This is a genomic window from Rhodococcus sp. MS16, assembly GCF_013277795.1.
Classification (GTDB): domain Bacteria; phylum Actinomycetota; class Actinomycetes; order Mycobacteriales; family Mycobacteriaceae; genus Rhodococcus_F; species Rhodococcus_F globerula.
This window is the reverse complement of sequence record NZ_VBTM01000032.1, coordinates 1-7,809: the sequence shown is the minus strand read 5'-3', so window position 1 is coordinate 7,809 and position 7,809 is coordinate 1. Positions and strand designations below refer to the sequence as shown.

Genomic DNA, 7,809 nt, shown 5'->3' with positions numbered 1-7,809 from the left:
CGGTGGTGGTGGTTGACGAGTTACCGGTGACGCCGAATGGGAAGATCGACCGGGATGTATTGCCCATACCGGATTTTGACGAGCGCCTCAGCGAATTCATCCCTCCGGTAACCGAGATTGAATCGGCACTAGCAGGGTTGTTCGAGGAAGTGCTCGGACTCGAATCGGTAGGCGTGGAGGATTCGTTCTTCGCCCTCGGCGGTGACAGCATCGTTTCGATTCAATTGGTCTCACGGGCAAAGGCGACCGGAATAGTTTTCTCACCGCGAGATGTGTTCGAGCGTAAAACAGTGGCTGGGTTGGCGGAGATTGCTGTCTTCGGTGACGGACTGGAGGCAGCCACGTTGGAAGAACTGCCTGGGGGCGGGGTCGGCGAGGTTCCGTTGACGCCGATAATGCGCTGGCTCCTCGAACGGGGCACGTCGGGGTTTACTCGCTTCTCACAGGCGCTGATGCTGAATCTGCCGGCGGCAATAGACGAACAGAGCTTGGCGAGCACGATACAAGCGGTGCTCGACCATCACGACATTCTCCGGGCTCGGCTCCGGCAGCAAGCCGGTGGCCGCTGGACGTGGGAGGTGTTGCCGGAAGGAGGGATTCGAGCGGACCGCCTCATCTGCCGGGTACCGATGAGAGGGAAGCCGGGAAGTTCCCAGTTCAACAACCTCGCGTCTGCGGAGTTGGATGCTGCGGCGGATCGGCTTGATCCCGGTGCCGGTGTGGTGATGCAGGTGGTGTGGTTCGAACCTGTGGAGGATGGCGCGCACGGCTGTGTTCTTGTGGTGGTACATCATTCGGCTATCGACGGTGTGTCCTGGCGAGTGTTGGTGCCGGATCTGGCGATTGCGTGGTCGCAGATCGTGGCTGGGGTGGAACCAGAGTTGCCTGCGGTTGGAACGTCGATGCGTCGCTGGGCTCATGGGCTTGTCGAGGAGGCCCGTCGGCCGGAGCGAGTAGCGGAACTCGACCGGTGGCGAGCGATGACGGCCGGCGACGATCCGGTGATCGGGTCGCGGCCCCTCGACCCGTCGGTCGATGTGAACGGATCGACGGATCATGTTTCCGTGGAACTGCCCACCGACGTGACAGAAGCCTTGCTGACCACAGTTCCTCAGGCGTTTCACGGTGGGGTCAGCGATGGGTTGCTGTCTGCGTTGGCAGTCGCGGTCACGCAATGGCGGCGAGATCGCCGACCGATGTCGGCAGGTGCCCCGATTGCCACGACGCTCATTGCGCTCGAAGGCCATGGACGAGAGGAGAACGCGGTCCCCGGTTCGGATCTGGGTCGTACCGTCGGCTGGTTCACCACGAGTTTTCCACTGCGCCTGGATCTTGCAGACATTGATCTCGACGACGCCTGCGCAGGTGGCCCGGCATTGGCTGCCGCAGTCAAAGCTGTCAAGGAACAGATCCGGGCGGTACCCGATCACGGGATCGGGTACGGATTGTTGCGGTATCTCAACGAGGACACCGCTTTTGAGATGCGGGAGCTCGCAACACCGCAGATCGGATTCAACTATCTAGGGCGCGTCGGAGCATCAATCTCAGACGGAATCGGATGGTCGCCACTAGATGAAAATCGCAGGCTCGGCGGCTCCGACCGTGGTGGTGCTCAGGATCCTGACATGCCGATAGCGAGCGTCCTGGAGATCAACGCCATGACTCTCGGTAGCCAGGGCAAGCCCCGATTACGTGCGACGTGGTCATTCCCAACGGGGGTGCTGACTGTCGACGAGGTGAGCGAGCTGGCACGGTTGTGGACCGAAGTGTTGACCGCGCTGGCCGACCATCCCATCGGGGGGCGGACACCGTCGGACCTGGCCTTGGTCAGTCTCGGCCAAGGTGAGATCGACGTGCTCGAGGACAGGTATCCCGCATTGAGTGATGTGTGGCCGTTGTCCCCGCTTCAGTCCGGTTTGCTGTTCCATGCCCTGTTGTCCGAGGAGTCGATAGACGCGTACGTCGTGCAATTGACCGTCGAATTGCGGGGTGAGGTCGATTCGGAGCGTTTGCGTCAGGCGGGTCAGGTGGTGCTCGATCGCTACCCGAATCTGAGGACCGCATTTGTCTCCGACCTCGAACCCGGGCCGGTGCAGGTGGTCCAGGAACACCTGACGGTCGTGTGGTCGGAGATGGACCTCTCGGAACTCGACGAGGAAGCGCGCCGCCTGGAATTGGATCGGGTGATGGCCGCTGACAGAGCACGCCGTTTTGATCCCACGCGTGCGCCGCTGCTGCGCTGGTTGCTCATGACTACAGGTCCGCAGAGCTACCGGCTCGTAATGACCAATCATCATCTGCTGCTCGACGGTTGGTCGACGCCACTCTTGTTGCGTGAAGTGCTGCTGGCTTATGCCGCAGGTGAAGATGCCTTGCCCAGGGCGTACCCGTACCGCGACTACCTGGCGTGGATCAACCGGCAAGATACCGCTGGATCTGTGGACGAGTGGGTCAAACAACTTGCCGGCGCCCCGAGCCCTACCCTGGTCGCACCTGCCGATCCTGGTCGTCGGTACAGCGAGTCGCGGGATGTGTTCGGTGAGTTGACCGAGGAGCAGACTGCGGGGTTGATGTCGTTTGTTCGGGGTCGGGGGGTGACTGTGAATTCGGTGATCGAGATGGCATGGTCGATTGTGTTGGGTGGGTGGACTTCTCGTGATGATGTGACATTCGGTTCGACGGTGGCTGGTCGTCCTCCGCAGGTTGCGGGTGTGGAGTCGATGATCGGTTTGTTTGTCAATACGGTGCCGGTGCGGGTTCGGTTGGATCGGGGGGAGACTCTTGGTTCGCTTCTCGGCCGGATTCAGGCTGAGCAGGCTGGGCTTTTGGATCATCAGTATGTGGGTTTGGCGGATATTCAGCGGGCGGCGGGGCCGGGTGCGGTGTTCGACTCGATGACGGTGTTCGAGTCGTATCCGGTCGATCGTGGTGGGTTGACTGCGGAGACGGATATTGCGGGTATGCGGGTGGTTGATGTGAGTGGTGTTGACGCTGCGCACTATCCGATCGGCGTCGTTGCGCACCTGGACAACCGACTACACATCAGAATCAAGTATCTACCGGAACTTTTCGACAACGACACGATGAGCAGTGCTGTGCAGCGGGTTCTGCGTGTCATCAACACCACAGTCGCAGATCCTGACCTACCACTTGCAGCGCTGGACGTGCTCTCGCCCTCGGAGCGGCGGGAACTGGCTCCAGTTCAGGGTGGTTTGTCCGCGAAAGAACATGTGCTTCCGGAATTACTGTCGGCTGCGCGGGATCCGAACGCGCTGGCTGTTGTGTGTGGTGATGAGCGGTTGTCGTATGGGGAGTTGGATGGTTGGTCGAATCGGTTGGCGCGGTTGTTGATTAGCCGTGGTGTTGGTTCGGGGTCGTGTGTTGCGGTGGCGTTGTCGCGGTCGGTGTTGTCGGTGGTGGTGTTGTGTGCGGTGGCGAAGTCGGGGGCGGCGTTTGTTGCGGTTGATCCGGGGTATCCGGCGGTGCGGGTGGAGTTCATGCTTGCTGATTGTGGTGCGGTGCTGGGTGTTACGTCTTCGGAGCATGGTGGGGTGTTGCCGGGTTCGGTGCCGTGGTTGGTGCTCGATGATCCCGAGTTCGAGGGTGCGTTGGCGGGGTTTGATGCTGGGCCGGTGACGGATGTGGATCGGGGTGGATCACTGTATCCGGATGGGGCGGCGTATGTGGTGTATACGTCGGGGTCGACGGGTGTGCCGAAGGGTGTGGTGGTGCCGCATCGGGGTTTGGCGAATTTGGTTGTGGATCAGTGTGTTCGGTTCGGTTTGGGCGCCGACTCGGTGGTGTTGCATGGCGCGTCGCCGAGTTTTGATGCTGCGGTGCTCGAGCAGTTGTGGGCGTTGGGGTCTGGTGGTCGGTTGGTGGTTGCTCCACCGGGGGTGTTCGGGGGCGGCGAGCTTCGGGAGTTGTTGGTGCGGGAGAGGGTTTCTCATGTTGCGTTGACGCCGACGGTGTTGGGGACTGTTGATCCGTCCGGGCTTGTGGATTTGTCGACGGTGGTGGTGGGGGGTGAGGTGTGTTCGCCGGAGTTGGTGGCGCGGTGGTGTTCGCCGGGTCGGGTGGTGGTGAATACGTATGGTCCGGCGGAGGCGACGGTGCAGTCGAATGCGAGTGTGCCGTTGGTGGTGGGGGATTCGGTGACGATTGGTGGGCCGATTCGGGGTGTGGCGGAGGTTGTTCTTGATGGTTGGTTGCGTCCGGTTCCGGTGGGTGTGGTGGGGGAGTTGTATCTTTCGGGTCCTGGTTTGGCGCGCGGGTATGTGAATCGGAGAGGGTTGACTGCGTCGAGGTTTGTGGCGGATCCGTTTGGCGGCGGTGGGCGGAGGTTGTATCGGACGGGGGATGTGGTTCGGTGGCGCCGGGTTTCGGGTGGGGGTCTCGCGTTGGAGTTTGTGGGTCGTGGTGATCTGCAGGTGAAGGTGCGTGGTGTTCGGATCGAGTTGGGGGAGGTGGAGTCGGCGCTGTTGGGGTGTGTGGGGGTGGTTCGGGCGGCTGCTGCGGTGCGGGAAGATCGGTTGGTCGGGTATGTGGTGCCGGAACCGTCTGTAGGCCTGGATACTTCGGTGATTGTGGATTGTGTGGCAGGACGGGTCCCTGCGCAGATGGTGCCGGCTGCGGTGGTGGTGGTTGACGAGTTGCCGGTCACCCCTAACGGAAAGCTGGACCGCGACGCATTGCCCACGCCGGATCTTTCTGCTGTTCGGAAGGAATACCGAGCTCCGGTAACCGAGATGGAATCGGCGTTAGCAGGGTTGTTCGAGGAGGTGCTCGGACTCGAATCGGTAGGCGTGGAGGATTCGTTCTTCGCCCTCGGCGGTGACAGCATCATGTCGATTCAGCTTGCTGCGCGGGCAAAAGCTCAGGGCGTGGTCATCTCCCCGCGGGATGTGTTCGAGCGTAAAACAGTGGCTGGGTTGGCGGAGGTAGCAGTTGAGGCGGGTGGGGCCGACGTAGCGAAGTTGGAGGAAATGACGGGCGGTGGTGTCGGCGAGGTTCCGTTGACGCCGATAATGCGGTGGCTCGTCGAGCGGGGTGGCTCGGGATTCAATCGCTTCTCGCAGGCAGTGATGCTGAATCTGCCGGAGGCAATAGACGAACAGAGCTTGGCGAGCACGATACAAGCGGTGCTCGACCATCACGACATGCTGCGGGCTCAATTGCGTCCCGACACACATGGATCGTGGGGCTGGAAAGTCCTGCCCGTCGGATCAATTCAAGCAGAGAAGATAATTCGGAAAGTATCGACCGGGCGTGGCGGCGCCGATTTCCGTGAGGTGACTGCATACGAGTTGGACGCTGCGGCGGACCGACTTGATCCCAGCACTGGCACCGTAGTGCAGGTGGTCTGGTTTGATCCCCCACATTCCGGCGATCAGGGTTGTGCGCTGGTGGTGGCTCACCATACGGTCATCGACGGGGTGTCGTGGCGGGTATTGATACCTGACCTGGCGATTGCGTGGTCGCAGATCAGTTCCGGTAGATCACCGGAACTGGAACCGGTCGGGACGTCTATGCGTCGTTGGGCCTACGGGCTTGTGGAGGCGGCTCGTCGACCGGAGCGGGTAGCCGAACTCGCGTTGTGGCAATCGATGGCTGGGGGCGAGGACCCCATGATCGGGTCTCGGCCCCTCGACTCCTCAATCGACGTGAGCACCACCACCGGCACCATCGAGATTGACGTACCCCCGGAAGTGACGGAGGCACTCCTCACCACAGTTCCGGAAGCGTTCCACGGTGGTGTGGTCGACGCTCTACTGGCGGCACTCGCCGTCGCGGTCACGACATGGCGGCGCGAAGACAGCCCCTCCCTTGCGGATGTGTTGATCGGGCTCGAGGGTCATGGGCGCGAGGAAGGTGCGGTCCCCGGCTCGGATCTGAGTCGAACCATCGGCTGGTTCTCCACGAGTTTCCCACTGCGGTTAGATCTTTCGGACATCGATCTCGACGATGCGTGTTCGGGTGGCCCGGCCTTGGGTGCTGTTGTCAAATCTGTCAAGGAACAGCTTCGGGCGGTACCCGATCACGGGATCGGCTACGGGCTTTTGCGCTATCTCAACGAGGACACCGGACTGGTGTTGGGGGAGTTGCCAACACCGCAGATCGGCTTCAACTATCTCGGCAGGGTTGGCGCCGGTGCTGTATCGAACGGGTCCGGGGCGGCGTGGATTCCGATCAACGGAGACAGCGACCTGGGTGGTGCACAAAATCCGGATACGCCGTTGCCGGCTGTGCTCGACATCAATGCTCTCACCGTCGACGGCGAAGACGGCAGGCCGAGACTGCGCGCAATCTGGTCGTTCCCCACAGGGATACTGGGCAAGGGCGATGTTCAAGTGGCCGCGAGGATGTGGTCCGAAACGCTGGCAGCGCTGGCCGCCGACTCGGGTCACCCGGGTGTTGGTGGCCGGACTCCGTCGGATCTGGCCTTGGTCAGTCTCGGTCAAGGTGAGATCGATCTGCTCGAGGACAGGTACCCCGCATTGAGTGATGTGTGGCCGTTGTCCCCGCTGCAGGCAGGTTTGCTATTCCATGCGTTGGCGTCCGAGGGATCGGTGGACGCCTATGTTGTGCAGTTGGTTGTCGAATTGCGGGGTGAGGTTGACTCGCAGCGATTGCGCCGTGCCTGCCAATCGGTGCTCGATCGCAATCCGAATCTGCGGACCGCCTTTCGCACCGACGTCGGATCTCAGCCGGTGCAGGTGGTGCACGATTTTGTCGAAGCACCGTGGTCGGAGATCGACCTTTCCGGATTGGACTCCGGCGCCCGCGCTCGTGCCTGGGATCACCTGATGGCGGAGGATCGCGCTACCCGCTTCGAACCGACTCGAGCTCCGCTGTTGCAGTGGAAGTTGGTCAGCACCGGCCCGGGAAGCTATCGCCTGGTGATGACCAATCATCATCTGCTGCTCGACGGTTGGTCGACGCCACTGCTTCTGAAGGAAGTGCTGGTGCTTTACGCAACCGATGGCGCGGCGCTGCCCCGGGTACGTCCCTATCGGGACTTTCTAGCCTGGATCGCCGGGCAGAACAAGACAGAGTCACTTGACGTCTGGGCCAAGGCATTCGACGGTGTCGACGAGCCGACGTTGGTTGCGCCTGCCGATCCTGGTCGTCGGTATCGCGAGTCGCGGGATGTGTTCGGGGAGTTGACCGAGGAGCAGACTGCGGGGTTGATGTCGTTTGTTCGGGGTCGGGGGGTGACTGTGAATTCGGTGATCGAGATGGCGTGGTCGATTGTGTTGGGTGGGTGGACTTCTCGTGATGATGTGACGTTCGGTTCGACGGTGGCTGGTCGTCCTCCGCAGGTTGCGGGTGTGGAGTCGATGATCGGTTTGTTTGTCAATACGGTGCCGGTGCGGGTTCGGTTGGATCGGGGGGAGACTCTTGGTTCGCTTCTCGGCCGGATTCAGGCTGAGCAGGCTGGGCTTTTGGATCATCAGTATGTGGGTTTGGCGGATATTCAGCGGGCGGCGGGGCCGGGTGCGGTGTTCGACACGATGACGGTGTTCGAGTCGTATCCGGTCGATCGTGGTGGGTTGACTGCGGAGACGGATATTGCGGGTATGCGGGTGGTTGATGTGAGTGGTGTTGACGCTGCGCACTATCCGATCGGACTGGTCGCTCACGTCGACGCGGTAGTACACCTGACAATCAAGTTCCTCCCAGATCTCTTCGACCACAACGTGATAGACGAGATGATGCAGCGAGTCCTCCGTGTGATCGACGCAGCGGTTACCGACCCGGACCTGTCAATCGGCGCGCTGAACGTACTCTCGCCGGCGGAATGTGGTG

The 7,809-nt window shown here is 61.5% G+C and carries 1 protein-coding gene; it reads left to right on the top strand.

The features are described from left to right. Positions 1-26 precede the first annotated feature (26 nt). Positions 27-7,809: non-ribosomal peptide synthetase (locus FEZ60_RS32060; protein WP_172937935.1), on the top strand; the 7,783-nt coding region annotated here is incomplete at its 3' end.